Origin of the sequence: Rhodococcus sp. Leaf247 (genome assembly GCF_001426185.1) — a bacterium.
In the GTDB taxonomy this organism is placed as follows: Bacteria; Actinomycetota; Actinomycetes; order Mycobacteriales; family Mycobacteriaceae; genus Rhodococcoides.
The window spans coordinates 429,750-456,700 of record NZ_LMRP01000003.1 but is presented as its reverse complement, the minus strand read 5'-3'; the positions used below and the strand labels follow the sequence as shown (position 1 = coordinate 456,700).

The 26,951-nt window shown below is 67.3% G+C and carries 24 protein-coding genes; 5 read left to right on the top strand and 19 right to left on the bottom strand.

Translation table 11 applies throughout. From position 1 onward, the window contains the following. Window position 1: 1 nt before the first annotated feature. Together ASG64_RS17435 and ASG64_RS17430 are read right to left on the bottom strand one after the other, a co-directional pair. Complete coding sequence (locus ASG64_RS17435) at window positions 2-760, bottom strand: maleylpyruvate isomerase family mycothiol-dependent enzyme (RefSeq protein WP_056074841.1); 759 nt, start codon at window positions 758-760, stop codon at window positions 2-4. Then, the gene (locus tag ASG64_RS17430; protein ID WP_042572468.1) at window positions 757-1,881 is read right to left on the bottom strand and encodes a M24 family metallopeptidase; all 1,125 of its coding nucleotides are present in this window, start codon (window positions 1,879-1,881) and stop codon (window positions 757-759) included. Before ASG64_RS17430 ends, ASG64_RS17435 begins: the two co-directional genes overlap by 4 nt. A 42-nt stretch (window positions 1,882-1,923) precedes the next feature. Between ASG64_RS17430 and ASG64_RS17425 the strand changes: the two genes are divergently transcribed. Then, window positions 1,924-2,886, top strand: a complete 963-nt coding sequence (locus tag ASG64_RS17425) for a 5'-3' exonuclease (protein WP_056074839.1) — start codon at window positions 1,924-1,926, stop codon at window positions 2,884-2,886. A 3-nt stretch (window positions 2,887-2,889) separates the two neighbouring features. On the opposite strand, the gene ASG64_RS17420 is transcribed toward ASG64_RS17425, so the two are convergent. The 7 genes from ASG64_RS17420 to pafA form a co-directional block, all read right to left on the bottom strand. Further along, window positions 2,890-3,666, bottom strand: a complete 777-nt coding sequence (locus ASG64_RS17420; RefSeq protein WP_235579643.1) for a DUF4333 domain-containing protein — start codon at window positions 3,664-3,666, stop codon at window positions 2,890-2,892. After that, on the bottom strand, window positions 3,656-6,412 hold the full coding sequence (locus ASG64_RS17415; RefSeq protein WP_442971160.1) for a DEAD/DEAH box helicase: 2,757 nt from the start codon (window positions 6,410-6,412) through the stop codon (window positions 3,656-3,658). The genes ASG64_RS17420 and ASG64_RS17415 overlap by 11 nt, the downstream gene beginning before the upstream one ends. Before the next feature lie 41 nt (window positions 6,413-6,453). After that, on the bottom strand, window positions 6,454-7,398 hold the full coding sequence (gene tatC / locus ASG64_RS17410) for a twin-arginine translocase subunit TatC (RefSeq protein ID WP_042572513.1): 945 nt from the start codon (window positions 7,396-7,398) through the stop codon (window positions 6,454-6,456). A gap of 31 nt (window positions 7,399-7,429) precedes the next feature. Continuing rightward, window positions 7,430-7,729: a Sec-independent protein translocase subunit TatA gene (gene tatA, locus ASG64_RS17405; RefSeq protein WP_042572470.1), complete on the bottom strand. Its 300-nt coding sequence runs from the start codon at window positions 7,727-7,729 to the stop codon at window positions 7,430-7,432. 124 nt (window positions 7,730-7,853) lie between these two features. Then, complete coding sequence (locus ASG64_RS17400; protein WP_056074837.1) at window positions 7,854-8,822, bottom strand: helix-turn-helix transcriptional regulator; 969 nt, start codon at window positions 8,820-8,822, stop codon at window positions 7,854-7,856. Continuing rightward, window positions 8,819-9,841, bottom strand: coding sequence for a helix-turn-helix transcriptional regulator (locus ASG64_RS17395; RefSeq protein ID WP_056074835.1), 1,023 nt, complete (start codon window positions 9,839-9,841; stop codon window positions 8,819-8,821). Before ASG64_RS17395 ends, ASG64_RS17400 begins: the two co-directional genes overlap by 4 nt. 95 nt (window positions 9,842-9,936) lie before the next feature. Continuing rightward, entirely contained in the window at window positions 9,937-11,295 is a 1,359-nt protein-coding gene (gene pafA, locus ASG64_RS17390; protein ID WP_197074639.1) for a Pup--protein ligase, read from the bottom strand. Window positions 11,296-11,354: 59 nt separating this feature from the next. Between pafA and ASG64_RS17385 the strand changes: the two genes are divergently transcribed. Then, window positions 11,355-12,842 (top strand): bifunctional phosphatase PAP2/diacylglycerol kinase family protein, encoded by a 1,488-nt coding sequence (locus ASG64_RS17385; protein ID WP_235579642.1) that lies wholly within the window; start codon window positions 11,355-11,357, stop codon window positions 12,840-12,842. A gap of 10 nt (window positions 12,843-12,852) precedes the next feature. On the opposite strand, the gene prcA is transcribed toward ASG64_RS17385, so the two are convergent. The 4 genes from prcA to dop all read right to left on the bottom strand — a co-directional run bounded on the left by prcA (window position 12,853) and on the right by dop (window position 16,267). Next, on the bottom strand, window positions 12,853-13,590 hold the full coding sequence (prcA, locus tag ASG64_RS17380) for a proteasome subunit alpha (RefSeq protein WP_056074833.1): 738 nt from the start codon (window positions 13,588-13,590) through the stop codon (window positions 12,853-12,855). Beyond that, entirely contained in the window at window positions 13,587-14,465 is an 879-nt protein-coding gene (gene prcB, locus ASG64_RS17375; protein ID WP_056074832.1) for a proteasome subunit beta, read from the bottom strand. Before prcB ends, prcA begins: the two co-directional genes overlap by 4 nt. Beyond that, complete coding sequence (locus ASG64_RS17370; protein WP_042572476.1) at window positions 14,462-14,653, bottom strand: ubiquitin-like protein Pup; 192 nt, start codon at window positions 14,651-14,653, stop codon at window positions 14,462-14,464. Before ASG64_RS17370 ends, prcB begins: the two co-directional genes overlap by 4 nt. 114 nt (window positions 14,654-14,767) lie before the next feature. After that, window positions 14,768-16,267: a depupylase/deamidase Dop gene (gene dop, locus ASG64_RS17365; protein WP_056074829.1), complete on the bottom strand. Its 1,500-nt coding sequence runs from the start codon at window positions 16,265-16,267 to the stop codon at window positions 14,768-14,770. 74 nt (window positions 16,268-16,341) lie between these two features. Between dop and ASG64_RS17360 the strand changes: the two genes are divergently transcribed. Continuing rightward, window positions 16,342-16,842: an NUDIX hydrolase gene (locus tag ASG64_RS17360; protein WP_056075174.1), complete on the top strand. Its 501-nt coding sequence runs from the start codon at window positions 16,342-16,344 to the stop codon at window positions 16,840-16,842. A 9-nt stretch (window positions 16,843-16,851) separates the two neighbouring features. On the opposite strand, the gene arc is transcribed toward ASG64_RS17360, so the two are convergent. Continuing rightward, on the bottom strand, window positions 16,852-18,651 hold the full coding sequence (arc, locus tag ASG64_RS17355) for a proteasome ATPase (protein WP_042572478.1): 1,800 nt from the start codon (window positions 18,649-18,651) through the stop codon (window positions 16,852-16,854). A gap of 116 nt (window positions 18,652-18,767) precedes the next feature. Further along, window positions 18,768-19,649: a tRNA (adenine-N1)-methyltransferase gene (locus tag ASG64_RS17350; protein WP_056074827.1), complete on the bottom strand. Its 882-nt coding sequence runs from the start codon at window positions 19,647-19,649 to the stop codon at window positions 18,768-18,770. 137 nt (window positions 19,650-19,786) lie between these two features. Here ASG64_RS17350 and ASG64_RS17345 point away from each other — a divergent pair, with 137 nt between their 5' ends. Continuing rightward, the gene (locus ASG64_RS17345) at window positions 19,787-20,665 is read left to right on the top strand and encodes a RecB family exonuclease (protein ID WP_056074824.1); all 879 of its coding nucleotides are present in this window, start codon (window positions 19,787-19,789) and stop codon (window positions 20,663-20,665) included. Continuing rightward, window positions 20,662-21,468 (top strand): thioesterase family protein, encoded by an 807-nt coding sequence (locus ASG64_RS17340; RefSeq protein ID WP_056075170.1) that lies wholly within the window; start codon window positions 20,662-20,664, stop codon window positions 21,466-21,468. The genes ASG64_RS17345 and ASG64_RS17340 overlap by 4 nt, the downstream gene beginning before the upstream one ends. Before the next feature lie 6 nt (window positions 21,469-21,474). On the opposite strand, the gene hisG is transcribed toward ASG64_RS17340, so the two are convergent. The 4 genes from hisG to metH are packed head-to-tail and all read right to left on the bottom strand — an operon-like array spanning window position 21,475 to window position 26,907. Beyond that, complete coding sequence (gene hisG / locus ASG64_RS17335; protein WP_042572481.1) at window positions 21,475-22,326, bottom strand: ATP phosphoribosyltransferase; 852 nt, start codon at window positions 22,324-22,326, stop codon at window positions 21,475-21,477. A 47-nt stretch (window positions 22,327-22,373) separates the two neighbouring features. After that, window positions 22,374-22,637 (bottom strand): phosphoribosyl-ATP diphosphatase, encoded by a 264-nt coding sequence (locus ASG64_RS17330; RefSeq protein ID WP_042572482.1) that lies wholly within the window; start codon window positions 22,635-22,637, stop codon window positions 22,374-22,376. A gap of 39 nt (window positions 22,638-22,676) precedes the next feature. Then, a complete protein-coding gene (locus ASG64_RS17325; RefSeq protein WP_156388452.1) occupies window positions 22,677-23,345 on the bottom strand; it encodes an HAD family hydrolase in 669 nt (222 codons plus the stop codon). Continuing rightward, the gene (gene metH, locus ASG64_RS17320) at window positions 23,338-26,907 is read right to left on the bottom strand and encodes a methionine synthase (protein ID WP_056074821.1); all 3,570 of its coding nucleotides are present in this window, start codon (window positions 26,905-26,907) and stop codon (window positions 23,338-23,340) included. The genes ASG64_RS17325 and metH overlap by 8 nt, the downstream gene beginning before the upstream one ends. Window positions 26,908-26,951: the final 44 nt, after the last annotated feature.

Genomic DNA, 26,951 nt, shown 5'->3' with positions numbered 1-26,951 from the left:
GTCAGAAACGGGACGCGTCGAGCAGTGACTCCGCGACCGAGGTATCACCGAAGACGGTGACCACGTCGAGAGGTCGACGACGGCAGAGCACCAGCAGCAGGTGCTCTGCCGTACCCCGCAGCGCCACATCGGCTTTCCCGTGCCCGCGCGTACTGGCGAGGCCGTCGGCGCCGAGGGTGAAGGTCCATTCGAGGTCGTCGACATCCGTGCCGTGCACGTGCACCGTGCGCCCGATCGAGTCGGGCGTCAGACGGTCTAGAAGCAACCGGTGCGGATACTGCACCTCCGTCAGCTCGGCCACGGCGTCCGCGGCCGCCTCGGGATCCATGGCTTCGGGCGCCGGTCCCCCGGCGGCGTGTACGGCGTCGGCGGCGTCGATCCGATGCACCGCGACCTCGTGTGCCTGCCGCCGGAGCCACCAGGCGGCCGTCCGGGCGCCCACGAAAGTCTCCACGGTCGACTCCGGATCGACCTGCTCGAACGTGGCGACGACAGAGTCCAGCGCCGCCCGATAGGCGGGAAGGCAGTCGGGGCCCTTCGGCAACGACTCGACCTGACTCTTCGCCACCGCGCCGGTGTCCGCGCCCGGCCCCGCCAGGATTACCGCGTTCGCCCACCGATGGACCTTGCCCGTGTGACGGACCACGTGCTCGACCGTCCATCCCGGCACGGTCGGCACGGGCGACGACAAGGCGTCCACCGGCATCGACGCCAGGCGGTCACCCTCGCGCCGCAGCGCGGCGAGCAGGTCGAGGCTCATCGGACCGGCAGCACGGTCAGACCGTGCGGACGCGTGTTGACCGACTCGCAGCCCTCCGGCGTCACGACGACGATGTCCTCGATGCGAGCGCCCCACTCGCCGGTGAAGTAGACCCCCGGCTCGATGCTGAAAGCCATCCCCACCTCGAGCGGAATGTCGTTGCCCGCCACGATGTACGGCTCCTCGTGCACCGACAGGCCGATACCGTGCCCGGTGCGGTGCACGAAGACGTCGCCGTACCCGGCGTCCACCAGGATGTCGCGCGCCGCGGCGTCGATCGCCTCTGCGGTGACCCCGGGACGAACTGCATCGACGGCTGCCTGCTGTGCGCGTTCGAGGACCGCCACGGTCGCCGCAACGGCGTCCGTCGGCTCGCCGATGCTGTAGGTCCGCGTTGAGTCGGAGTTGTAGCCGGGCTCGACCGGACCGCCGATGTCGATGACCACCACGTCGCCCTCCTCGATGACGCGTTCGGACACCTCGTGGTGCGGATCGGCGCCGTGCGGCCCCGAGCCGACGATGACAAACGCCGCCTCGGTATGCCCCTCCTCGAGGATGGCGGCCGAGATATCCGCTGCCACCTCCGCTTCCGTCCGGCCGGCCGCGAGGAACTCCCCCATTCGCGCGTGCACGCGGTCGATCGCCGCACCCGCGGTGCGGAGTGCGCCGATCTCCGCGTCGTCCTTTGTCATACGCAGCTCGCGCAGAACCGGTGTCGCGAGGACGGGCAGTGCGCTCAGGGCGTCGGCGAGCGGGATCAGATGCAGCGCCGGCATCGCGTCCGTGACGGCTGTGCGTGCGGGGCTCGGAAGCAGCGAGGCCACCAGGCCGTGCGGGTTCACCCCGTCCACCCAGTCGCGCAGCTCGATCCCCAGTTCGGCGGCTGCCGAATCCTTCAGCGCGGCCAGCTCGATGCGGGGCACGACGACAGACGCCGGCGTCCCGTCGGCGGGAATCACCAGGCACGTCAACCGCTCGAACGACTCTGCGCGAGACCCGAGGAGGTAGCGCAGGTCCGGCCCGGGCGTGATGAGAAGGGCGTCGAGACCGGCCTCGGCGGCGAGAGCGGCCGCCCGGTCGAGTCGAGTGCGATACACGGAAGAGGGGAACCGAGAGGTCATACCGCCAGGCTATCGACCGGTGGCGACATCCGATGCGGCAGGATGTGGCGCATGACGGCCGAGAACAGCGACACGGTACTTCTCCTCGACGCGGCAAGCCTGTGGTTCCGCGCCTTTCACGGAGTGCCCGAGTCGATGACCTCGCCCGACGGCAGGCCTGTGAACGCCGTGCGCGGCTTCACCGACATGGTCGCCTCGTTGATCACCCGCACCGGTGCGACCCGACTCGCCGTCTGCCTCGACCTGGACTGGCGCCCGACGTTCCGTGTGGACCTGGTCCCGTCGTACAAGGCGCACCGCGTACTCGAGGTGTCCGACTCCGGTCCCGATGCCGAGGAGGCACCCGACGCCCTCGGGCCGCAGGTGAACCTCATTCTCGAAATTCTCGAGGCGGCGGGCATCGCGACAGCCGGAGCCGAAGGGCTCGAGGCGGACGACGTCCTGGGCACGCTCGCCGCCACGGAGCGGACCGACCCGGTGGTCGTCGTCAGCGGCGATCGCGATCTGCTGCAGGTGGTCTCGGACGACCCGGTGCCGGTGCGCGTCCTGTACGCAGGCCGGGGACTGGCCAAGGCCGAACTGTTCGGGCCCGCCGAAGTGGCGGAGCGCTACGGCGTACCGGCCGACCGACCGGGCCCCGGATACGCGGAACTGGCTCTCCTGCGTGGGGATTCGTCCGACGGTCTGCCCGGAGTCAAGGGAATCGGCGAGAAGACCGCGTCGTCACTCATGACACGATTCGGCTCGCTCGAGGCGATCCTGGCGGCGGCGGACTCGGGCGACAAGGAGATGGCCGCCGGAGTACGCGCCAAGATCATGGCCGCACGCGACTACATCGAGGCGGCGCTCCCCGTCGTACGCGTGGTCACCGACGCGGACATCATGTTCTCGCGATCCGACGCCATTCCGCGCGAACCCGTCGATCTGCCGCGGTTGACTGCCATCGCCGAGGACCTCGGTGCTCAGAACTCGATCGGTCGACTGATCAAGGCCATGGCCCGGTAGGACTTACTGGGGACGACCCACCTCGTACGTGCCCTGGTCGTCCTTCACCGTCACGGTGACGGACCGCGATTCGCCGTCGACCGTCAGGTCGCACGTGAAGATGGCGCCGGTCTCGACCTTCTGGCCGGACGGGCACGACACGTCGGACACGTCGATCGCGCCGAACGACTGGGTGACGATCCTCGCGACGCCGTCCTGCACGGCCGAGTTGTCGAACGTGTCCCCGCCCAGCGTCGTCACGCCGTAGACCACACCCGCCGCGACGATGACCGCGATCACGACCCCGCCGACGATGAACGGCACCTTCGACGACTTGGCCGGCGGCGTGGCGTTCCACTGCTGATTGCCCTGCGGGTACCCCTGCTGCGGCTGCTGATATCCGTAGGGTTGCTGCCCGTACGGTTGCTGCCCGTACTGGGGCTGCTGGCCGTAGGGCTGCTGCCCGTACTGGGGTTGGCCGTACGGCTGTTGTCCATACTGAGGCTGGCCGTACTGGGGTTGCTGACCCTGGGGTTGCTGACCATAGGCCTGCTGCTGACCGTAGGGATCCTGCCCGTACGCGTTCTGGCCACTGGGGTACTGACCGGCGGGGTACTGGCCACCGCGATACTGACCAGCGGGGTACTGGCCGGTCTGGTCGGGGTCAGGGGACGAGGACCGTTCGTCGGGGTTGTACGGGCCGCTCATCGTCGCCTCCGGTGGTATCGGGTTGTCGAACTGGTCGTCGTGCAGGGTGTCGGAGACACGGTAGCCGCGTCGGACATGTTCATCATGCGGCATCCACGGCGACGACTCCGCGCCGTATGGCCGAGATCGCCTTCGTCGCTGTCGCCGTCACCTCGTCGTCGGGCGACGCCGACCGGATCTGGTCCAGCAGATCGATGACCTGGCGGCACCACCGGACGAAGTCGCCTCCCGACAACGCGCGGCCTTGCTGACCGGCAGCGAACAGCACGTCCTCGAGAGATTCCTTACGGGCCCACTTGTAGACGGCGAGCGCGAAGCCGGTGTCGGGCTCACGCGTGGGAGGCAGTTTCAACCGGATCTCGTCGGCGCGCAGGTCGTGCCACGCGGCCACCGTGCGGGAGAGCGCATGTCGGATGTTGCCGGTCGGGCCCTGTTCCGAACTCTCACCGTCCTGACGCGATTCGTACACCACCGTGGACACCACGGCGGCCAACTCCGCCGGTCCGAGTCCCCGCCAGATGCCCTCGGCCAGGCACTCGGCGACGAGCAGGTCCGACTCGGAGTAGATGCGACCGAGCTTCGAGCCCCGCTCGGTGACGGCGACGTCGCCGTCCGCCCCGGCCGCGAGATAGCCGCGTTCGGTCAGCAGTTCCAGGATGCGGTCGAACGTCCGCGCCAACGAGTTGGTCGTCGAGGCGACCTTCTGGCGCATCGACTCGGTGTCGCGTTCCACTCTGCTGTACTTCTCGGCCAGCCGTGCGAGGTGCTCTCGGTCCGGCCAGGTGTGGCACGGATGCGAGCGGACGGCGCGACGCAGGACACCGAGTTCGCGATCGTCTCCGGCAGACGACTGGTGCCGACGACCGCGTCCCGGCGGGGTGATGCCGGTTCCCCGCAGCGCCGACGCCAGATCGCGACGGGTGCGCGCGGTCCGGTGGTCGACGTGTCGTGGCAGACGCATGTGCCCCAACGCGGACACGGGAGTCGGGAAGTCCGCGGACGACACACGACCTGCCCACTTGTCCTCCGTGAGCACCAACGGTCGCGGGTCGACCGCATTCGCGTCCGTCTCCAACACGACCGCCAGGCCCGAACGGCGACCGGACGGTATCGAGATGACGTCGCCACGGCGGAGCGAGACCAGTGAGGTGACCGCGTCGTTGCGACGGTCGCTACGGCCCTGACGTTCCAGTTCGCGTTCGCGGTCCTTTAGTCGTGCACGCAGGTTCGTGTACTCCACGTACGGCGAGTCGGCGCCGCCGAGCTTGCTCAGCAGTTGCGTCCTGGTGGCCTCGTTCTTCTCGATGCCCCGCACCAGACTCACGACCGACGCGTCGGCCTGGTACTGCGCGAACGACCGCTCGAGCAACATGCGGGACGCGTCGACACCCATCCGATCGACCAGGTTGACCGCCATGTTGTACGACGGCCGGAACGAACTGCGCAGCGGAAAGGTGCGAGTGGACGCCAGGCCGGCCACTTCGGTGGGCTCGACACCCGACTGCCACAGGACGACGGCGTGACCCTCGACGTCGATTCCTCGGCGGCCCGCCCTGCCGGTGAGCTGGGTGTACTCCCCCGCCGACAGGTTGGCGTGCGTCTCCCCGTTGAACTTGACCAGTCGTTCCAACACGACGGTGCGGGCAGGCATGTTGATGCCGAGGGCCAACGTCTCGGTCGCGAACACCGCTCGCACGAGTCCTCGCACGAACAGTTCCTCGACGGTGTGGCGGAAGACGGGAAGCATGCCGGCGTGGTGTGCGGCAATGCCGCGCTCGAGCGCGTCCCGCCACTCCCAGTACCCCAGGACCTCGAGGTCACTGCGAGGAATCTCGGCGGTGTGTCGGTCGATCACCTCGCCGATCACCTGCGCCTGCTCCTCGGACGTCAGTCGCAGTCCCGATCGCAGACACTGGTTGACGGCACCGTCGCAGCCCGCGCGGCTGAAGATGAACGTGATGGCCGGAAGCAGGCCTTCCTCGTCCAGCAGCTTGATCACGTCGGGTCGAGGGATGGGTCGACTTTCCGGTCGGCCGGGTCGCCCGCCCCCACGCCCCGATCGGGGACCACGCCCTCGCGGTGCCTCCCACGACCCCATCCGCTCGGCCTGGACGCGTTCCTTGACGTGGCGGACCAGATTCTTGTCCACGACGACTCCGCCGGGGGCCCCGTTGTTCGCCTCGACGTCGAACAGGTCGAATAGTCGGCGTCCGACGAGGATGTGCTGCCAGAGGGGAACGGGACGGGTCTCGTCGACCACCACGGTGGTGTTGCCGCGCACCGTCTCCATCCAGGCGCCGAACTCCTCGGCATTGCTCACGGTGGCCGACAGGCTCACCAACCGCACGTCCTCGGACAGATGCAGGATCACCTCTTCCCACACGGCCCCGCGGAACCGGTCGGCGAGATAGTGCACCTCGTCCATGACCACGTGCGAAAGACCGCGCAGCGCAGGCGATTCCGCGTACAGCATGTTGCGCAGCACCTCGGTCGTCATGATGACGATCGGGGCGTCGGAATTGATGCTCTGATCACCTGTCAACAAACCGACGTAGCCCTTGCCGTAGCGGGCGACCAGCTCGGCGTACTTCTGGTTGCTCAGGGCCTTGATGGGCGTCGTGTAGAAACACTTGGCGCCGCTGGTCAGCGCGAGATGGACGGCGAACTCACCGACGACGGTCTTGCCCGCGCCCGTGGGCGCGCACACCAGCACTCCGTGTCCGTCCTCGAGGGCGGTGCAGGCGCGTATCTGGAATGGGTCGAGCGGGAACGGCAGCGTCGACGCGAACTCCGCCAACTTGGGCCCGGTCGGTTCACGATGCCCGGAAATAGTGGCCACGTCTCCAGGTTAGTGCGTATCCCGGAGTTGCCGCCGCCAGGTCAGAGAGTGTCGGAGTAGTCGGTGCCCGCGTCGTGGCTGCCGACGGGTGCGGGACGCGCGACGGGGGTGGTCGTCGTGTCCAGCGGGGTGGCCTCGTCGTCGTCGACGTCGTCCCACTTCTCCGGGTCGCGCTTCGCGCGTCGGCGGTCGTTGACGCGGGCGACCTGGATGGCGACCTCGACCAGGATGCTCAGTGCCACGGCGAGCGCGGTCATCGAGAAGGGGTCACCGCCCGGAGTGACGACTGCCGCGAACGCGAACATCGCGAAGATGAGTCCGCGCCGCCACCCCCGCAGCTTCTCGTAGCGCAGCACTCCGACGGCGTTGAGAGCGACGATCAGCAAGGGAATCTCGAAGCTGACGCCGAAGATGATCAACAGATTGATGACGAAGCCGAAGTACTCGGCACCGCTGAGGGCGGTGATCTGGACGTTGTCACCGATGGTGAGAAGGAAGTGCAGCGCCTTCGCGACCACCACGTAGGCGAGAATCGCGCCGGCCACGAACAGGACGGCCGCGGCTGTCACGAACGCCACCGCGTATCGACGCTCGTTGCGGTACAGACCGGGGGTGATGAACGCCCAGATCTGGTACAGCCAGATGGGGCACGCCAACACCACACCGGCCGTGATGGCCACCTTGAACCGCAGCATGAACTGCTCGAACGGACCCGTTGCCAGCAATCGGCAGGAATCGTCCTGGGTCAGGTTCGCGCGGCTTTCCTGCGGAAGCGAGCAGTACGGACCGCGCAGCAGATCGCCGAGCGACTCGATCCCGAGAATCGAGTGCGAGTACCAGAAGAAGCCCACGACAGTGGTCAGCACGATGGCGAGCATCGACCAGAGCAACCGCGTGCGGAGCTCGTACAGATGGTCGATGAGCGACATGGTGCCGTCGGGGTTGACGCGACGCTTGCGCTGACGCGGATCGAACGGAATGCGCACGGTCACTCTCTGTGTAGATCAGCAGGAACGATCAGGCAGAGCGCGGGTGCTGCTCCTGCGTCGGATCGGCGACAGTCGGGTTCACGACGCCGGGGTTGGCGACAGTCGGGTTGGCGACAGTCGGGTTCGCGGGCAGCTGGGTCTGAGGTGCAGGCGCGGCCGACGTTCCCTCGGACTTCTTGCCGTCGTTCTGCATCTCCTGCACCTCACTCTTGAAGATGCGCATGGAACGACCGAGACCGCGAGCTGCCTCGGGCAACTTCTTCGATCCGAACAGCAGCACGAGCACCACGATCAAGACGATCCAGTGCCAGGGTTGTAACGCACCCATTGAAAAACCTCCCAGTTTCGTTGGACCCGATGCTACCGGACCTACTGTCGTTCGCCGGGCTCCCGCAGCCGCTCGGAGCTGACGGTTTCCCGTCTGTTCACCCTCCGCTTCCCGAGGGTGTCCGTCAGATCTGCGCCGCTGCGCGGTAGACGTCCAGAGCATCACGCGCTCGAACGGTGACTTCCCGGACCAGCGCCGGCGGACCCAGGACCCGGACACCCGAGCCGAGGCCCAGCGCCAGACGGGACATCCAGTCGAGGGTGGCGAACCGCATCGACACCTCGATCGATCCGTCGGCCAGCTCCGACGTGCGATTCATCGGGTAGTAGTCCAGGATCCACACGTGATCGGGCGCAACGACCAACCGCGCGAGCGGAAGCGACGGATCGTCGTGGAACAGGTCGAGCGCGTCGCCGTCGTTCATGGCCCCGGCCGGAGGTGACGACGCATCCTCCCGTTCGGTGGCGGCGTCGATCCGGTCCAGTCGGAACAACCGCACACCTTCCGCGGCCCGACACCACGCCTGCAGATAACTCTGGTCGTCGACGAGGACGATGCGGATCGGATCCACCGTCCGCTCGGACACGACGTCGCGCGATGCGGAGTAGTACGTGATGTCCAGGGCGTGGCTGCGGGCGAGCGCGCCGCGCACCGTCGACACCGTGGGGCTTTCCGACGGCGGATCGACTGTCTCGTCCGACGGATCTCCGGATGCTGCGACACCGGCTGCCGCCTCGATCTTCGCGATAGCACGGTGCGCGGCCGACGGGTCCACCATGCCCGGCATCTCGACGAGAGAACGCAGGGCGATGAGAAGCGCGGTGGCCTCGGTCGACGTCAGACGCAGCGGACGGTCGATGCCCGCGGAGAACGTGACCTCGATGCTGTCCTCGGAGAAGGACAGGTCGATCAGGTCACCCGGCCCGTATCCGGGAAGGCCGCAGAGCCACAGCTGGTTGAGATCGTCCATCAGTTGCTTGGTGGTGACGCCCAGCTCCGCGGAGGCGTCGGCGGCACTGATGCCGGGATTGGCGATGAAGTAGGGCACGAGATTGAGCAGTCGCGCCAATCGCGACGACAGTCTGACGCTCATGCGAGTCCCCCCGTCGAGAGCGAGCCGGCATCTGCCGGGGCACGGTGCGCCGTCACCGACAAGGTCGCGATCACGTCGTCGCGCAGTTCCTTCGGCGACAGGACGATGGCATCGGCGCCGTGTCCGGCCACCACACGGGCGATCCAGTCCCAGGAGCGGACGGGGATGCGGACGACCGAGCCACGCCGACCGGCCAGCAGCCGCGAGTCGACCTCGTCGCCCAGGCGTCGCAGTTCGAGCCCGCGGCTTTCCGACACCCAGACGTCCGCGGTGCCGGCCACGTCGCCGCGGTCTGCGGCGCGGGCGACGATGACCGCGAGATCCACGTCGTCGGGCTTCTTCACCGACCCGACGGGACCGAAAGCCGTCACGTCGTCACCGATGCGCGACAACCGGAAGGTACGCACGGCGTCGCGGTCGGTGTCGTGGCCGACGAGGTACCACCGGCCGGAGTAGGTCACGACGCCCCACGGCTCGACCGTTCGTTCACGGAACTGCGCCGTCGGACTCGCGCGGTGCGCGAAGCGGACCGATCGGCCGGCGTCGATGGCGGCGAGCAGTTTGCCCAGAGCGGGCTCCGACCCTCGGCTCCGCGACGGGATCGCGGTGACCGCGGCCGGCGAATTGTCGGTGTCGACCTGAACTCCCACGGCCCGCAGCTTGAGCATCGCGCTCTGCGCAGCCGACGTCAGTTCCGGGGACTCCCACAACTGGACGGCGACCGCGACGGCGGCAGCCTCGTCGCTGGCCAGATCGATGTCCGGGAGTTCGTACCGATCACGGTTGATGCGGTAGCCCTCGACGGTGGAGAACCGCGAGATCTGTCCGGTCTCGAGCGGGACGCCCAGATCACGGAGCTCGTTCTTGTCGCGTTCGAACATGCGACTGAACGCTTCGTCGCTCGCCGAGTCCTCGTAACCCGCCACGGACTCGCGGATGCGTTCGGCGGTCAGGTATTGCCGCGTCGAGAGCAGGCAGATGACCAGATTCATCAACCGCTCGACTTTGGAGATCGCCACCGCACCAGCCTAGTGGCTCGCGGCGGTCGCTCCCCTGCGCATCGCCGGGCTGTGGACGAACGGCTCGACTGCGCCGGCCTGTGGACGGACCGGCGCTACATGGAGGCGATCAGTCGCTCCACGCGCTCGTCGACGGACCGGAAGGGGTCCTTGCACAGCACGGTCCGCTGCGCCTGGTCGTTCAACTTCAAGTGCACCCAGTCGACCGTGAAGTCACGACCCGCTGCCTGCGCCGCGGAGATGAACTCGCCGCGCAACTTCGCGCGTGTCGTCTGCGGCGGCGTCTCGACGGCCTCGTCGATCTGCTCATCCTCGGTAATCCTCTTGGCGAGTCCCTTGCGCTGCAGGATGTCGAACACGCCGCGGCCGCGCTTGATGTCGTGGTACGCCAGGTCCAGCTGGGCGATCTTCGGGTCCGACAGGTCCATCGAGTACTTGTCCTGGTACCGGTCGAACAGTTTCCGCTTGATCACCCAGTCGATCTCGGTGTCGACCTTTGCGAAGTCCTGAGCCTCGACGGCGTCGAGCGTGCGACCCCACAGGTCCACCACCTGCTCGACCTGAGGATCGGGCTCCCGGTTGCGCAGATGCTCGACTGCCCGCGAGTAGTACTCGCGCTGGATCTCGAGCGCACTGGCCTGGCGACCACCTGCGAGACGCACGGGACGTCGACCGGTCGAGTCGTGGGAGACCTCGCGGATGGCTCGAATGGGGTTGTCCAGAGCGAAGTCCCGGAACGAGACGCCCGCTTCGATCATCTCGAGGACCAGGGCCGCGGTGCCGACCTTGAGCATCGTGGTGGGTTCGGCCATGTTGGAGTCGCCCACGATCACGTGCAGGCGCCGGAACTTCTCGGCGTCGGCATGGGGCTCGTCGCGGGTGTTGATGATGGGCCTCGAGCGCGTGGTGGCCGAGGAGACACCTTCCCAGATGTGCTCGGCGCGCTGGGACAGGCAGAAGGTCGCAGCCTTCGGGGTCTGCAGAATCTTGCCGGCGCCGCAGATCAACTGGCGGGTGACCAGGAACGGGAGCAGGACGTCGGAAATGCGCGAGAACTCCCCTGCGCGGACCACGAGGTAGTTCTCATGGCAGCCGTAGGAGTTGCCCGCGGAGTCGGTGTTGTTCTTGAACAGGTAGATGTCCCCGCCGATACCTTCCTCGGCGAGGCGCTGCTCGGCGTCGATCAGAAGATCCTCGAGGACACGCTCGCCTGCCCGATCGTGGGTGACGAGCTGCAGGAGACTGTCGCACTCCGCGGTGGCGTACTCGGGGTGGGACCCGACGTCGAGGTACAGCCGTGCGCCGTTCCGCAGGAAGACGTTCGAGCTACGGCCCCAGGACACGACTCGCCGGAAGAGGTACCTGGCCACCTCGTCGGGGCTCAGTCGGCGATGTCCGTGGAACGTGCACGTCACACCGAACTCGGTCTCGATCCCCATGATTCGTCGCTGCACACTTCGACAGTACAACGGCTTCGAGTGCAGCATCGGCTGTCGCCCGTAGTGTTGCGCGGGTGAACCCCCGATCGCTGCGCGGCCGTACTCGTTCTCTCGATCTGGCGCTGGTGGACGCCAGTTTCGCGCGGCGGCCGTCGGTGGTCGATCCCGTTCTGCGCACCCTCACGGGGCTGGCCGACCACAGCGTTCTGTGGGCACTCGTCGGGGGCGCCCTGGCGGCGTCCGGTGGTCCGCGTCGACGCGGCGCGGTGCGCGGTCTCCTCGCCGTCGTCGGTGCCAGCTCGCTCGCCAACGGTGTTCTGAAGCCGCTGCTCCCCCGTGCTCGCCCCCTGGCGGCCGACGTCCCCGCGTTGCGACGGCTCCTCGCACCTCCCGTGTCGTCGTCCTTCCCGTCCGGGCACGCCGCGTCGGCGGCAGCGTTCGCCACCGGAGTCGCACTGGAGGCCCCGGTCGCGGGGCTCGTCGTCGCACCGTTGGCCGTCGCGGTGGCGTACTCGCGTGTGCACGTCGGCGTGCACTGGCCGTCGGACGTCGTCGCCGGTGCGGCGCTCGGCGCAGCGGTGGCCGTGTCCACCCGTCGTTGGTGGGCGGTGCGGTCGGCGGCGTCCGCCGAACTGGGCGCACCCGGATCGGCGCCCGCACTGCCCGCGGGTCGCGGCTTGCTGGTCATGGTCAATCCCGGTGCCGGAACGCACAATTCGGACGTGGTCGCGGACGTCGCGACAGCCCTGCCGGACGCCGAGTTCTTCGAGCCGGATCCGGATCGGGACTTCACCGAGCAGCTGACCGAGGCTGCCGAGCGGACGGGGAGCGTCGCGCTGGGAGCGTGCGGCGGAGACGGAACCGTCGCGGCCACAGTCGCCGCGGCGGTCCGGACCGGACTCCCGCTCGCGGTCTTCCCCGGTGGAACCCTCAACCACTTCGCCCGAGACGTCGGTGCGGTCGACATGACCGTCACAGCCGACGCCGTCACGCACGGGGACTCGTACCGCGTCGACGTCGGGAGTGTCAGCGTCGACGGCGCGGACGCCACCCTCTTCGTCAACACCGCCAGCATCGGCGGGTACCCGGATTCGGTGCGGCTGCGGGACAAGTGGAGCCCTCGCATCGGCAAGTGGCCCGCCGCCGCCGCGGCGATGATCGCGGTTCTGGCGGTCGCCGAACCGATGGATGTCGACATCGACGGCAGCCCGGATTCGGTGTGGATGCTCTTCGTCGGAAACGGTACGTACACCCCCGGCGACCAGATCCCCATGTCGCGACCGTCGATCGCGGGCGGTGTCCTGGACGTCCGCTATCTCCGCGCCCGGATGCGCTTCTCCCGCACTCGCTTGGCCATCGCTGCCCTGACGGGAACCCTGGGGTCGTCGCCGACCTACCGTCACCTGCGCGTGCCCGCCCTGTCGGTCGCCAACAAGGGCACGCCTGTCGCCGTCGCGGTCGACGGGGAGGTAGCGAGCGAAGGCCGGACCTTCGACTACCAGGCCCGGCCTTCACTGCTCACGCTCTACGGTCCCGGTACGCCTGTCGTCGCTCGGGGCTGATCGCGTCGGTCTACTCGGCGCTCGGCAGCAACGCGTCGAGTGCACCGCCGGAGATGCGTCGGAAAGCACGACGGGGGCGAGTCTGTTCCAGCACGGCCACTTCCAGGCTCGCCACTTCGAGAACCCGCTTCTCCGCAGGTTCCGCCGCTGCCCCGTTGGTCGGCGTCACGGACGTGGTGTCCTGCAGAGCGTCGACCGCCAACGCCACCGCTGCCTCGAGCCCGAGACCCGGCTGGTACTTCTCCTTCAGCGCCGTCGAGATGGGCTCGGTCGCCCCACCCATCACCACGAAGTCACGTTCGTCGACGATCGAGCCGTCGTACGTGATCCGGTACAGCTGCGCCCCGGGGGCCTCACCGAAGTTGCCGACCTCGGCGACGCAGATCTCCACTTCGTACGGCTTGAGCTGCTCGGTGAAGATCGTGCCCAGCGTCTGCGCGTACGCCTTGGCCAGCGAACGACCGGTGACGTCCGCCCGGTCGTAGGTGTAGCCCTTGGTATCGGCGTGGACGATGCCGGCACGGCGGAGATTCTCGAACTCGTTGTACTTGCCCACCGCGGCGAAGCCGAGACGGTCGTACAGCTCGCTCACCTTGTGCAACGCGGACGACCGGTTCTCCGCGACGAAGAGCACACCGTCGGCGTAGGTCAGGACGACGACGCTGCGTCCGCGCGCGATGCCCTTACGGGCGAGCTCCGAACGGTCGCGCATGATCTGTTCGGCTGACGCGTAGTACGGCATGGTCATCGGCGCGGTCCCCCTTCTTCCGAACGGTCCTGCAGGACCGCGCGTGCCAGTGCCTCCGAGCGCTCGGAGGTGACGAAGTTCGCTCCCCCGGCACCGATGACGACCGCCGTCGGGTAGATCCCGCGAGTCACGTCGGGACCGCCGGTGGCCGAGTCGTCGTCCGCGGCGTCGTACAGAGATTCGACGGCGACACGCAGCGCCTCGTCCTCGGTCATGCCGTCGCGGTAGAGCTTCTTCATCGCCGACTTCGCGAACAGCGAGCCCGATCCCACCGCGTGATATCCGGCCCGTTCCTCGTACCGTCCGCCCACTACGTCGTACGAGACGATGCGGCCGGCCCGACGAGCATCCGCTGCATCGAGGTCGTATCCCACCAGGAGGGGAACGACAGCGAGACCCTGCATGGCCGCACCGAGATTGGCGCGCACCATCGACGAGAGCTTGTTCGACTTGCCGTTGAACGTCAGCGAGACGCCCTCGATCTTCTCGTAGTGCTCGAGCTCGACGGCGAACAGGCGGACCAGTTCGATAGCCATCCCGGCCGTGCCGGCGATGCCGGCAGCCGAGTAATCGTCGGTGATGTAGACCTTGTCCACGTCACGGCTCGCGATCAGGTTGCCCATCGTCGCGCGTCGATCACCGGCGAGAATGACCCCGCCGTCGAAGGCGACAGCGACGATCGTCGTGCCGTGCGGTGCGATGTCGGACTGCATGGCGGCCTCCGCCGTCAGGGCGAGGTCCGAGCGGAATCTGTTCTCCGGCAACAGATGCGGCGCGTACGCACGCAGGTGGTCACTGAAGGACGAGAAGGGAGACCCATAACGGAGGGACGTCTCGCTCTCGTAGGGACGGGAACCGGAATTGCCGTCCGTCACTGGCCACCCTTTTGCACGTAGGCGCGGACGAAGTCTTCCGCGTTCTCCTCGAGCACGTCGTCGATCTCATCGAGAAGATCGTCCGTCTCCTCGGCGAGCTTCTCGCGGCGTTCCTGGCCGGATGCGCCTTCGGCCGAACCTTCGTCGTCGTCTCCACCGCCGGAGCGTGTGGTCTGCTCTTGTGCCATAGCCGACCTCCTCGTACGTGCTGCGTGTTCTCTCGACACGCGGCGAAACTTCAGCCTACCGAGCGTGCGACCGTAGAGGGTGACAACCCACCGTGCGGTCGCGGAACCGTCGGATCAGGTGGTCAGCTGATCCACCAGTTCCGCAGCGGAGTCCACCGATTCGAGCAGAGCGCCGACATGCGCCTTGCTGCCACGCAACGGCTCCAGCGTCGGGATGCGCACGAGGGAGTCGCCTCCCAGATCGAAGATCACCGAATCCCAACTGGCGGCTGCGATGTCCCGACCGAACTTGCGCAGGCATTCGCCCCGGAAGTACGCGCGTGTGTCCGTCGGCGGGTTCGAGACGGCGTCGAGCACCTCCTGCTCGGACACCAACCGCTCCATCGAGCCGCGGGCGACGAGTCGGTTGTACAGACCCTTGTCCAGCCGGACATCGGAATACTGGAGATCGACCAGGTGCAGACGGGGTGCTGACCATCCCAGGTTCTCGCGGTTACGGAAGCCCTCGAGCAGTCGTAGCTTGGCGGGCCAGTCGAGCAGGTTGGCGCAGTCCATGGGGTCGCGCTCGAGCTTGTCCAGGATCATCGCCCACTTCTCGACGACGTCCGCGGCGCGCGGATCCTGCTCGTCCTGTCGATCGAGATGAGCCGACACCCGCTCGAGGTAGATGCGCTGCAAGGCCAGAGCCGTGAACTCACGACCGTCGGCCAACGCCACGGTCCGTCGCAGCGTCGGATCGTGACTGATCTGGTGGACGGCGGTGACGGGGCGAGCCAACTGCAGATCCGACAGATCCACTCCCGCCTCGACGATGTCGAGGACCAGCGCGGTGGTGCCCACCTTGAGGTACGTCGCCATCTCGGCGAGGTTCGCGTCCCCGATGATCACGTGCAGTCGGCGGTACTTGTCGGCGTCGGCATGGGGTTCGTCGCGTGTGTTGATGATGCCGCGCTTGAGGGTGGTCTCGAGGCCGACCTCGACCTCGATGTAGTCCGCCCGCTGCGACAGCTGGAAGCCGGGCTCGTCTCCCGACTGACCGATACCCACGCGTCCGGAACCGGTGAAAACCTGGCGGGACGCGAAGAACGGGGACAGCCCGGCGATGATCGCCGAGAACGGCGTTTCCCGCGACATCAGATAGTTCTCGTGCGTGCCGTACGACGCGCCCTTGCCGTCCACGTTGTTCTTGTACAACTGCAGCTTCGGCGCACCGGGCACGCTGGAGGCGTGGCGTGCAGCGGCTTCCATGACGCGCTCGCCGGCCTTGTCCCAGATGACGGCGTCCAACGGGTCACGTACCTCGGGAGCCGAGTACTCCGGATGCGCATGGTCGACGTAGAGCCGCGCACCGTTGGTCAGGATCATGTTGGCCGCGCCGACCTCGTCGGCGTCGATGATGGGGGCGGGCCCGCTGAATCGGCCGAGGTCGAATCCCCGGGCGTCGCGCAGCGGCGACTCCACCTCGTAGTCCCACCGGGTCCGCTTCGCCCGAGGTACACCGGCAGCGGCGGCATAGGCCAGCACCGCCTGGGTGGACGTCAGGATCGGATTGGCGGAAGGTTCGGTCGGGGAGGAAATTCCGTACTCGACCTCGATGCCGATGATGCGCTGCATGATTTCGAGCCTATGCTATCGGCCCTGTGTGCCCCGATCGAGTGCGAACGCCGACGACTGCTTCCGACGACGAGATGGTCACGGTCTTCGACGAGAACGCGACCGTCGTCGGCTCCGCCCCACGCTCCACGGTCTATGCCGACGGGCTGTGGCACGCGAGTGCGGGAGTTCTGGTGCGGTCCACCGACGGTCGCCGCGTCTACGTGCATCGACGGACGGAGACAAAATCGGTGTTCGCCGGCATGCACGACTGTCTGGCGGGAGGTGTGGTCGACGCCGGCGAGACACCACACGACGCCGCGGTGCGGGAACTGTCGGAAGAGCTGGGCATCACCTGCGACGTCGTCGGCTCGCCCGTCGTCGGACGCTGGACGGGACGGTCGGGGTCCGCTCGCATCCGCTGCCATCTCTTCGCCTACGTGATCCACCACGACGGCCCGATGCACCACCAGCCGTCCGAGATCTCGGACGGCTGGTGGTGGACGGACCTTCGACTTCGAGAACACCTCGACGATCCCGAATGGCCCTTCGTTCCGGACACTCGAGCAATCGTCGAGGAGCTACTGCGTCGGTGACACGGTCGACTACAGGTACTGACCCGTATTCGACTCGGTGTCGATGGAACGACTGGCGCTCGCGTTCTTCCCGGTGACGAGCGTGCGGATGTAGACGATCCGCTCGCCCTTCTTGCCCGAGATGCGTGCCCAGTCATCGGGATTGGTGGTGTTGGGCAGGTCCTCGTTCTCGGCGAACTCGTCGACGATGGAGTCGAAGAGGTGTCCGACGCGCAGACCCTTCGTGCCCGTGTCGAGAACGGCCTTGATCGCGTACTTCTTGGCGCGGTCGACGATGTTCTGGATCATGGCGCCCGAGTTGAAGTCCTTGAAGTAGAGAACTTCCTTGTCGCCGTTGGCGTACGTGACCTCGAGGAAACGGTTGTCGTCGCTCTCGGCGTACATGCGCTCGACGACCCGCTCGATCATCCCGCGGATGCACGCTGCACGGTCGCCGCCGAATTCGGCGAGATCGTCCGCGTTCACGGGCAACGAGTCGTCCAGGTACTTCGAGAAGATGTCCAGGGCGGACTCCGCATCCGGACGCTCGATCTTGATCTTCACGTCGAGACGTCCCGGTCGCAGGATCGCGGGGTCGATCATGTCCTCGCGATTGGATGCGCCGATGACGATGACGTTCTCGAGGCCCTCGACGCCGTCGATCTCCGCGAGGAGCTGCGGAACCACGGTGGTCTCGACGTCGGACGACACACCCGATCCACGTGTACGGAAGATCGAGTCCATCTCGTCGAAGAACACGATCACCGGGGTGCCCTCGGAGGCCTTCTCGCGCGCCCGCTGGAAGATCAGGCGGATGTGACGCTCGGTCTCACCGACGAACTTGTTCAGCAGTTCCGGGCCCTTGATGTTCAGGAAGTAGGACTTGGCGTCGCGAGCATCCTGACCGCGTGCCTCGGCGATCTTCTTCGCCAACGAGTTGGCCACGGCCTTGGCGATGAGCGTCTTGCCGCACCCGGGAGGACCGTAGAGCAGCACGCCTTTCGGCGGCCGCAACGAGTACTCGCGAAACAGATCCTTGTGCAGGAACGGCAGTTCCACGGCGTCGCGGATCTGCTCGATCTGCCGGCCCAGTCCACCGATGTCCTCGTAGCCCACATCCGGGACCTCTTCGAGAACCAGGTCCTCGACCTCGGCCTTGGGGATGCGCTCGAAGGCGTAGCCGGCCTTGGTGTCGACCAGAAGCGAGTCGCCGGGACGCAGACGACGGGACGGGCCGTCCGGATCCTCCGGTGCCTCGTCGTCGGCCATCTCCTGCAGGGGCTTGGCCAACCACACGACGCGTTCCTCGTCGGCGTGTCCGACCACCAGTGCGCGGCGACCGTCCTCCAAGATCTCACGCAGCGAGCTGATCTCACCGACGCGCTCGAACTCGCAGGCCTCGACGATGGTCAGCGCTTCGTTGAGGCGCACCGTCTGACCTGGACGCAGAGCGCTCGAGTCGACGTTCGGCGAGGACGTCAGTCGCATCTTGCGGCCGGAGGTGAAGACGTCGACGGTCTCGTCCTCGTAGACGTGGACCAGGACGCCGTAGCCGCTGGGCGGCGCACCGAGCCGGTCGACCTCCTCGCGGAGTGCGATCAGCTGTTGGCGTGCTTCCTTCAGCGTCTCCATGAGCTTGGTGTTGCGGATGGACAGCGTGTCGACCCGCGTCTCCAGATCACGGACGTCCGATGTTCCGGACGATCCGCTGCGCGCGGCGTCGAGCTTGCGGCGAAGTGCAGTCGCCTCGGCGCGTACCGCGTCGAGTTCTGCCAGTAGCGACGTGCGGTCGGTGTCGGCAGTGTTGTCCGGCGTGTCTGTAGGGCTCATGTAGGACTCCTCCCAAAGCGATTTCTCAACGCTACCGGGCGAAACGCAAACGTGTGTGACGTCCGTGCTCAGAGGCTACGAGGAGGGTCCGACAACGTCCGGATGAACGGCCGGTGTCAGGCGGGTTCCACCGGCGTCTTGCCCGCTCGGCGCTGGGGTTTGGGCGTGACCGTTCCCTCCGCGAGCCGCCGCGCGCTGACGAGGAAAGCGGTGTGACCTTGCATCCGATGCTCCGGGCGCACCGCGAGACCGACGACGTGCCAGCCGCGGACGATCGATTCCCATGACCGCGGCTCGGTCCAGCACTCCTGCGCACGCAGAGCCTCGACCACCTTGGAGAGCTGAGTGACCGTCGCCACATAGACGATCAGAACGCCACCCGGGACGAGCGCCCTTGCAACGGACTCGAGCGCGTCCCACGGTGCGAGCATGTCCAGGACCACCCGGTCGACCATTCCCTCGTGGCGTGCGACGTCGAAGTTCGCGACGTCGCCGATCACCAGATCCCAGTTGTCGGGTCGCCCGCCGAAGAAGGTCTCCACGTTGCGCACCGCGTGCTCGGCGTGGTCGTCGCGCACCTCGTACGAGATGACGCGCCCTTCCGGGCCCACCGCCCGCAGCAGCGAACAGGTCAGAGCGCCCGACCCCGCGCCGGCCTCGAGAACCCGTGCGCCGGGGAAGACGTCGCCTTCGTGCACGATCTGCGCGGCGTCCTTGGGGTAGATGACCTGCGCCCCACGGGGCATCGACAGCACGTAGTCCACCAGCAACGGCCGCAGAGCGAGGTACGGAGTGCCGTTGACCGACTTCACCACGCTGCCCTCGTCGACACCGATGAGGTCGTCGTGACGGATGCCGCCGCGGTGGGTGTGGAACTCTTTCGCCGCGTCCAGGACCACCGTGTAGTGACGGCCCTTGCCGTCGGTCAGCTGGACGCGATCGCCGACGCGGAACGGTCCGCTCGCACGGGGCGACGGGTCGGAGTCGGTCGGTTCCACGGTGGTCCTCGTTCCTGCACAGGTGTGTGCACGCCACGCGACGTGCCCAGGGAACTGTAGGGCAGATGCAGGCGCGTCCCGGAATTCGGGCATGTCGCGAATCCGGAATGTCGGGGGTCGGGCATAGTGTCGCCGGCGTGAGCATCTCCACCGAACACCGTCCGTCCGTCGAACCCGCTGCTGCGACCGGCGACTCACGCCCGCGTCGACGCCCGGCACTGTCTCCGTCCCGTGCCGCCGACTACAAGCAGTGCCCGCTGCTCTACCGCTTCCGGGCGATCGATCGGCTGCCGGCACCACCGTCCAAGGCGCAGTTGCGGGGCACGCTGGTCCATTCCGCTCTGGAGAATCTGTACGGCCTGCCCGCAGCGGATCGGGTCACGGCCCGCGCACTCGCTCTGGTGGACGATGCGTGGGCCGAGATGCTCTCGACGAACGAGTTCGCGTCGGGGCTGGTCGCGGACGAGGACCGCGCCGGCTTCCTCGCCGAGGCGCAGGCTCTCGTCGCGTCCTACTACACGCTGGAGGATCCGACGCGCTTCGATCCGGAGTCCTGCGAGCAACTCGTCGAGACCGAACTGGACGACGGGGTGCTGCTGCGCGGCTACATCGACCGCATCGATGTCGCGCCTACAGGACAGGTCCGCGTCGTCGACTACAAGACGGGGCGTGCTCCGCGCGAGATCGCCGAGGCGAAGTCGCTGTTCCAGATGAAGTTCTACGCAGTGGTCCTGCGCCGCACGCGCGGGATCGTGCCCGCCCAGCTCAGGCTCCTGTTCCTGAAGGACGGTCAGATTCTGACGTACTCGCCGGACGAGGACGAGTTGCGCCGCTTCGAGCGCACTCTCTCCGCCATCTGGACAGCCATCCGCGCAGCCGGGGAGACGGGCGACTTCCGGCCCAAGCCCGGAAAGCTGTGCGGGTGGTGCGACTTCCAGGCTTTGTGCCCGTCGTTCGGCGGCACCCCGCCCGAGTACCCGGGGTGGCCGAGCGAGCCGGTGGAGGTCACCGCGTGAACGAGGACGCACTCTTCGTCCGTGTCGTCGACGGCGCGGAGCGCTTCCGCGCCACTCGGCTCACCACCAGCGTGTGGGCGGAGACGATGCAGCACGGCGCTCCCCCGTCGGCACTGCTGGCGCGTGCGCTCGAGCAGTGCTCGCCGACGCCGGGCACGCGTCTGGCGCGGGTCACCATGGAAATTCTCGGACCGGTTCCTGTCGGCGAGATCACCGTGTCCGCCCGCGTCGAACGCCCCGGTCGTCGGGTCAGCATGCTGTCTGCCGAACTGGTCGCGGACCTGCCGGACGGGTCCACGCGGGCGGTCGCGCGCGCCACAGCCTGGCGAGTGGCCATGACCGACACGTCCTCGGCGGGACAGACCCTCGACCCGCCGCTGGTTCCCGGCCCGGACGAGTCCGAGGCGGGCTGGGCCTTCCCGGATCACTGGCACGGCGGTTTCCTCGACAGCCTGGAGTTCCGGGGTGCCCGGCCGGTCACGGACACCGAGCCCGGGCGTGTGTGGGCACGCCCGAGGTACCCCGTGGTGGCGGGAGAGTCGACGTCGCCGATCGTGAGACTCTTCGCCGTGGCCGACATCGCCAACGGCGTCGCCGCGCTCCTCGACCCGACCGAATGGACGTTCCTCAACACCGACCTGACGGTGCAGATCGTGCGGGAGCCCGTCGGCGAATGGGTGGGCGTGCAGGCCCGTACGGCGATCGGCGACGACGGTATCGGGCTGTGCACCTCGACCTTGTACGACGCGACGGGAGCGGTGGGTCGCACGTTCCAGACGCTCGAGGTGCGCGCCCGACGCTGAGCGGAACTAGAACGCTCGGCAGGACCTGATGTCGGACGCCAGGATCGCCTTGGCACCGAGGTCGGCGAGTTCGTCCATGACGGCGTTGTGGCCCTTGCGGGGAACCATCGCGCGGATCGCGACCCAGGCTTCGTCGGCCAACGGCGACAGCGTCGGCGACTCGAGGCCGGGCGTGATCTTGACGGCATCGTCGAGAATCGTTCGCGGGCAGTCGTAGTCGAGCATCAAGTACTGCTGCGCGAAGACCACGCCCTGAACACGTGCGATCAGTTGGTTGCGCGCCTTGTCGTCGGTGGGTGAACCCTCCCGTTCGATCAACACACCTTCCGAGTCGCACAGCGACTCACCGAAGGCCACCAGATTGTGCTGTCGCAAAGTGCGTCCCGAACCCACCACGTCGGCTATCGCGTCGGCGACACCGAGCTGGATCGAGATCTCGACGGCGCCGTCCAAACGGATCACGGTGGCCTCGAGGCCACGCGCTGCGAGGTCACGACGAACCAGGTTGGGGTACGAGGTGGCGATGCGGAGGCCCGCCAGATCCTCCGGCGTCCATTCCTTGCCGGCGGGCGCGGCGTAGCGGAACGAGCTGTTGCCGAAGCCCAGAGCGAGGCGTTCCGCCACGGGGGCGCCGGAATCGAGCGCGAGATCCCGACCGGTGATGCCGAGATCGAGTTCACCCGACCCGACATAGATCGCGATGTCCTTGGGGCGGAGGAAGAAGAATTCGACGTTGTTCGACGGGTCGAGCACGGTGAGGTCCCGCGAATCCGCACGGCGGCGGTAGCCGGCTTCGCTCAGGATTTCACCGGCGAGTTCGGACAGGGAACCTTTGTTGGGCACTGCTACGCGAAGCATGATCTACATCCTGTGGTGAGAGAGGTGGGTGAGGAACGCGGACGTGCTCACAGATGTCGGTAGACATCCTCGAGCGACAGGTTCTTGCCCACCATCAACACCTGGACCCAGTACAGAAGCTGCGAGATCTCCTCGGCGAGAGCGTCGTCGCTCTCGTGCTCGGCGGCGATCCACACTTCGCCGGCCTCTTCGAGGATCTTCTTGCCCTGCTGATGCACTCCCGCGTCCAGCGCGGCGACGGTGCCGGAGCCCTCAGGCCTGGTGGCAGCGCGATCGGTGAGCTCGGCGAACAGGGACTCGAAGTTCTTCACGGGTCATGATTGTTCCACGGCGGCGCCGACCCACCGCCATCAGTGTCCTCGAGCGCGCGCAGACCTCAGGTCGTCCAGCGTCAGCCCTTCGAGCGTCGTCCGGAAGGTCCTACCCGGACCGTCGGGCACCCGGACCTCCGACGGCACCACCACGACCGCGCACCCGGCAGCGATCGCCGATTCGGTACCCGTCGGCGAGTCCTCGACGGCCACGCACGACCCCGCGTCCACGCCCAGCAAGTGGGCACCCCGCCGATACGGATCCGGAGCGGGCTTCGCATGCTCGACCTCGTCGCCGCACACCGTGGCGTCGAAGCGGTGCCGTCCGAGCGTCTCGAGTGCGATCTCCGTCAGCATGCGCTCGGTGTTGGTCACCAACGCGCACCCCAGACCGGCCGACTTCACCAGATCCAGCGCTGCCTCGGCACCCGGGCGCCACGGCAGCCCCTCACCGAACAGCTCGACCACCCGAGTGTTCAGCCACTGCGCCGCCTCCGCCAGATTCTCCGGCGTCGCCTCACGACCGACATGGGCGAACACCTTCGCCAGGGCACCCATCATGGAGTTGCCCAGAGTGGACTCGCGCACCTCCGGCGTCAGCTCACGGCCGAACGACGCCGACAGCTCGTACACCGCGATGTCCCACAGGCGCTCCGAGTCCAACAACGTCCCGTCCATGTCGAACAAGACGGCCTGGAGCTCAGACATTGAAGTACTTCGCCTCCGGGTGGTGCAGAACGAAGGCATCCGTGGACTGCTCCGGATGCAACTGCAACTCGTCGGACAGGTCCACTCCGATGCGCTGCGGCTCGAGCATCGCGACCAGCTTGATGCGGTCCTCGAGGTCGGGGCACGCACCGTAGCCGAACGAGTAGCGCGCACCGCGGTACTCGAGCTTGAAGTACCCCTCGACGTTCGACGGATCCTGATCCACCAGCGACCTGCCGTCGGGAAGGACGAGCTCCTCGCGCACACGGCGGTGCCAGTACTCGGCCAGGGCTTCCGTGAGCTGGACGCCGATGCCGTGCACCTCCAGATAGTCGCGGTACGCGTCTGCCTTGAACAGCTCGTTGGCGAAGTCGGCGATGGGCTGACCCATCGTCACCAGGTTCATCGGGAGCACGTCGACGACGCCGGTCTGCCGAGCAAGTTCGCGGGAGCGCACGAAGTCGGCGATGCACAGGAACCTGCCGCGGTCCTGACGCGGGAAGGTGAAGCGGAAACGTTCCGCCGCATCGGGTTCGGGAGATTCCAGCACGACGACGTCGTCACCTTCGGACACCGCCGGGAAGTACCCGTAGACCAACGCGGCGTGCGCCAGGATGCCGTCCGTGCTCAGACGGTCCAGCCAGTACCGCAGCCGCGGCCGGCCTTCGGTCTCCACCAGATCCTCGTACGTGGCGCCCTCCCCCGCGCGGGCTCCGCGCAGTCCCCACTGGCCGAGGAAGAGTGCACGCTCGTCGAGCAGACCCGAGTACTCGGACAGCGAGATCCCCTTGACGATGCGGCTGCCCCAGAACGGCGGCGACGGCAGTTCCTTCTCGACGGAGACGTCGGACCGCTCGGGGATGACCACGGGTGCTTCGGCGGCCTTGCGCTTCTCCGCGATGCGCCGCGAACGCTCGTGACGTTCCTTGCGCTCGGCGGTCTTCTGCTTCGCGGCGAGCGCTTCCTCGCTGTTCTCCGCCGGTGCCACACCACGCTTGGTGTTCATGATGGTGTCCATCAGGCGCAGACCCTCGAAGGCGTCACGCGCATACGACACGTCACCGTCGTAGACCTCGGCCAGGTCGTTCTCGACGTACGAGCGCGTGAGTGCTGCGCCTCCCAGCATCACCGGGAACTGCTCCGAGACGCCCTTGGCGTTCATCTCGAGCAGGTTCTCCTTCATGACCACTGTCGACTTCACCAGCAGACCGGACATCCCGATGACGTCCGCCCGCTTGTCGACGGCGGCGTCGAGGATCGCCGAGATGGGCTGCTTGATGCCGAGGTTGACCACCTCGTAGCCGTTGTTGCTCAGAATGATGTCGACGAGGTTCTTGCCGATGTCGTGGACGTCGCCCTTGACGGTGGCCAGGACGATGCGCCCCTTGCCGTCCTCGTCCGACGCTTCCATGTGCGGCTCGAGATGTGCCACAGCAGCTTTCATGACCTCGGCGGACTGCAGGACGAACGGCAACTGCATCTGTCCGGATCCGAACAGCTCACCGACGGTCTTCATACCGGACAGCAGGGTCTCGTTGATGATCGCGAGCGGCGGCTTCTCCGTCATCGCCTCGTCGAGATCGTCGCCGAGGCCGGCGCGTTCACCGTCCACGATGCGACGCTCGAGCCGGTCGAACAGCGGGAGTCCGGCCAGTTCCTGGGCGCGTGTCTCGCGAGCCGATGCCGCCGAGACGCCCTCGAACAGCGCCATCAGCGCCTGCAGCGGGTCGTATCCCTCGCGGCGACGGTCGTAGACGAGGTCGAGAGCGACCTGGCGCTGCTCCTCGGGAATGCGCGCCATCGGCAGGATTTTCGAGGCGTGCACGATGGCCGTGTCCAGACCGGCCTGCGTGCACTCGTGCAGGAACACCGAGTTGAGCACCTGCCGTGCCGCAGGGTTGAGCCCGAACGAGATGTTCGAGATGCCCAGGGTGAAGTGGACCTCGGGATGACTCTCGTGCAGCCGGCGGATGGCTTCGATGGTCTCGATGCCGTCGCGGCGGACCTCCTCCTGGCCGGTGGAGATGGGGAACGTGAGCGTGTCCAGGATGATGTCCGACTCGGGGAGTCCCCAGTTGTCCCGGATGTCGGCGATGAGGCGCTCGGCGATGCGCACCTTCCAGTCGGCGGTGCGGGCCTGGCCCTCCTCGTCGATGGTCAAGGCCACGACAGCGGCACCGTGCCGCTTGACCAGCGTCATGATGCGCTGGAACCGCGATTCCGGGCCGTCGCCGTCCTCGTAGTTGACGGAGTTGACCGCGCTGCGGCCACCGAGATGTTCGAGGCCCGCTTCGAGCACGGCCGGCTCGGTGGAGTCGAGCATGATCGGCAGTGTCGAGGACGTGGCCAACCGTGATGCCAGGGCGGACATGTCCGCGGCGCCGTCGCGGCCGACGTAGTCGACGTTGAGGTCGAGCATGTGGGCGCCGTCGCGTGTCTGGTCCTTCGCGATGTCGAGGCACTTCTGATAGTCCTCGGACAGCATGGCGTCGCGGAACGCCTTGGAGCCGTTGGAGTTGGTGCGCTCACCGATCATCATGATGCTGGCGTCCTGCTCGAACGGCACGGCCGCATAGAGGGACGACACGCCTCGCTCGGGCTTCGGGTTGCGCACACCCTTGCGCGCATCGTGCACGGCGTCGGCGACCTGGCGGATGTGCTCCGGCGTGGTGCCGCAGCAGCCGCCGACGAGCGCGAGCCCGAATTCGGTGACGAAGCCGCTCAGTGCCTCGGCCAGCTCTTCCGGACCCAGCGGGTACTCCGCGCCGTGAGCTCCGAGCTGCGGCAGTCCTGCGTTGGGCATGACCGAGATCGGCAGTGTGGAGTGCTTGCTCAGATGGCGGAGGTGCTCGCTCATCTCGGCAGGACCCGTGGCGCAGTTCAGGCCGATCAGGTCCACCCCGAGCGGCTCGATCGCCGTCAGAGCCGCGCCGATCTCACTTCCCAGGAGCATGGTGCCCGTGGTCTCGACCGTGACGTGGGTGATGATCGGGATCCGGATGCCGAGCTGCTCCATCGCGGCCTGGCTGCCGAGGATGGCTGCCTTGACCTGCAGCAGGTCCTGGCACGTCTCGATCAACACCGCGTCGGCGCCGCCGTCGATCATGCCGAGCGCCGCCTCGGCATACGCGTCGCGCAGTGCGCGGAACGGTGCGTGCCCCAGCGTCGGGAGCTTGGTTCCGGGGCCCATGGATCCGAGAACGAAACGGCCCATGCCGTCGCGACCGGGTCCCATCTCGTCGGCGACCTCACGGGCCAGAACAGTGCCCTTGTACGACAGTTCACGGATGCGGTCCGAGATGTCGTAGTCCGCCAGGTTGGGCAGGTTGCAGCCGAACGTGTTGGTCTCGACCGCGTCGGCGCCCGCCTCGAAATATGCGCGATGTATGTGACGGAGCACATCGGGGCGGGTGTCGTTGAGAATTTCGTTGCAGCCCTCGAGACCGTTGAAGTCGTCCAAGGTCAGGTCCGCTGCCTGCAGCATTGTTCCCATGGCACCGTCTCCGATGACAACGCGCTGAGAGAGCGCATCGAGCAGGCGTGAACGGAATTCGACTGGCATGTGCTCAACAGTAGTGGTCGGTCCCGACACCTCTGGTCGTAGGC

Coding starts and splice junctions, on each gene's coding strand:
- ASG64_RS17435 (WP_056074841.1), bottom strand. CDS start 760: ATGAGCCTCGACCTGCTCGCCGCGCTGCGGCGCGAGGGTGACCGCCTG.
- ASG64_RS17430 (WP_042572468.1), bottom strand. CDS start 1,881: ATGACCTCTCGGTTCCCCTCTTCCGTGTATCGCACTCGACTCGACCGG.
- ASG64_RS17425 (WP_056074839.1), top strand. CDS start 1,924: ATGTGGCGCATGACGGCCGAGAACAGCGACACGGTACTTCTCCTCGAC.
- ASG64_RS17420 (WP_235579643.1), bottom strand. CDS start 3,666: ATGCCGCATGATGAACATGTCCGACGCGGCTACCGTGTCTCCGACACC.
- tatA (WP_042572470.1), bottom strand. CDS start 7,729: ATGGGTGCGTTACAACCCTGGCACTGGATCGTCTTGATCGTGGTGCTC.
- ASG64_RS17400 (WP_056074837.1), bottom strand. CDS start 8,822: ATGAGCGTCAGACTGTCGTCGCGATTGGCGCGACTGCTCAATCTCGTG.
- prcA (WP_056074833.1), bottom strand. CDS start 13,590: ATGACCATGCCGTACTACGCGTCAGCCGAACAGATCATGCGCGACCGT.
- ASG64_RS17370 (WP_042572476.1), bottom strand. CDS start 14,653: ATGGCACAAGAGCAGACCACACGCTCCGGCGGTGGAGACGACGACGAA.
- dop (WP_056074829.1), bottom strand. CDS start 16,267: ATGCAGCGCATCATCGGCATCGAGGTCGAGTACGGAATTTCCTCCCCG.
- ASG64_RS17360 (WP_056075174.1), top strand. CDS start 16,342: ATGGTCACGGTCTTCGACGAGAACGCGACCGTCGTCGGCTCCGCCCCA.
- arc (WP_042572478.1), bottom strand. CDS start 18,651: ATGAGCCCTACAGACACGCCGGACAACACTGCCGACACCGACCGCACG.
- hisG (WP_042572481.1), bottom strand. CDS start 22,326: ATGCTTCGCGTAGCAGTGCCCAACAAAGGTTCCCTGTCCGAACTCGCC.
- ASG64_RS17325 (WP_156388452.1), bottom strand. CDS start 23,345: ATGTCTGAGCTCCAGGCCGTCTTGTTCGACATGGACGGGACGTTGTTG.
- metH (WP_056074821.1), bottom strand. CDS start 26,907: ATGCCAGTCGAATTCCGTTCACGCCTGCTCGATGCGCTCTCTCAGCGC.